The sequence below is a fragment of the Haloferax sp. Q22 genome, assembly GCF_001482285.1.
Classification (GTDB): Archaea; Halobacteriota; Halobacteria; order Halobacteriales; family Haloferacaceae; genus Haloferax.
In genome coordinates this window covers 1-1297 of sequence record NZ_LOEP01000050.1, presented here as the reverse complement: position 1 = coordinate 1297, position 1297 = coordinate 1, and the positions used below count along the sequence as shown (strand labels likewise).

The following is a 1297-nucleotide window of genomic DNA, read 5'->3' as shown; positions in this document are numbered from 1 at the left end:
CAAGTGGTTCGAGAGACCTACGGTCTCTCGTCATCACGAAACGGCGCAGCCGTTTCGGACGACCCCGAGGCTTTCGCGTGGACTCCCGTTCTAACTGCTGAGAGCAGTAGGCGAATATTCGCCGTTCACGTTCAGCGTCCCGCGATTCAAGCGCACATCTACGGGTGCGCCTCCGTCGTTTGCGTTTTGCCGACGACGGAGATACTGCAAACCGATGTTCTTTGAAGCGTTGTAGTCTGCGTGGTTCTCGTATCCACACTTCTGACAACAGAACGATTCACCAGACCGATTGTCGCCGTGGGTAAACCCACACGTCGAACACCGCTTAGACGTGTTCCGAGGGTCAACCTGTACGACTTCCACGTCGTACTCCTCTACTTTGTATTCGACGTACTCGTAGAGGCGTCGGAACGCCCAGACGTGTTGCCACGTCGCCTTCGGGATGTTCTCCCGAATGTGCGTCAAGTCCTCGAACACGATGTGTGAGCAGTCGTGTTCGACGGCCTCCGTGATGAGTTCGTTCGCCACCGTGTGCAAGTATATCTCGAAACGTCCAGTCTCTTTACGACCCACTGATTCGATGTTCTCGTGAGCGTAACGCGAGTCACACTGTTGGAGCGACCCACGGCGTTTCTCGTACTCGTTTCGCCAGTGGTTGAACTCGTCAGCCGACCAGAACCGTCCTGTCGAAGCGACGGCGATGTTGTTGACGCCCAAATCCACACCAAGGACTGTTCTGTGCTTGGAATCGGATTCAGGTTCGTCATCTGCTTCGACATTCCGCATGGAAGCGTGCAAGTACCAGTCGCCGTCTCGGTACTGCAAGTGTGCCATCCGAAACTCGAAGTCCTCGTCGGAGATGTACTTTGTCGGCGGTTTCTCCGAGTTGTCGGGGAGGATGTAGTCGCACTCGATTCTGCCGTCTACGGTGGAGAGGGATACGTGGTCGCGGTGGAACGTCGCACTGCGTTTGTCGTACACCGCGCTGTTCGCTGAGAAGTAGGGTTGTGACGTATTCTCTCCACGTTTGAGGCGTTCGACTCCGCTTTTGACGGCTTCGACCGCTCGTCGAATCCCTTTCTGGACGAGGTTGGCGGTGAGGTTGGTTTCGTCGCGGAGTTGGTCGTAGAGGGCTTGTTCGGCTTTGGCTTTGGATGTGACGTGGTATCCGTCGTCGCCGTGCCAGCACCATTCGCTTGCGGTGTTGGCGCAGTGTTTGAACTGCTCGACTGTCTCGCGGAGGAGTGGGTCGGCCCCTTCGGGAGTGTCGAGTTTGATGACGGCGGTTCGACGGTAT

Annotated in this window: 1 protein-coding gene; it reads right to left on the bottom strand. The window is 56.6% G+C overall.

The features are described from left to right. Positions 1 to 90: 90 nt before the first annotated feature. A partial coding sequence (locus AM590_RS18435; protein WP_157575489.1) for an RNA-guided endonuclease TnpB family protein occupies positions 91 to 1297 on the bottom strand: 1207 nt, incomplete at its 5' end.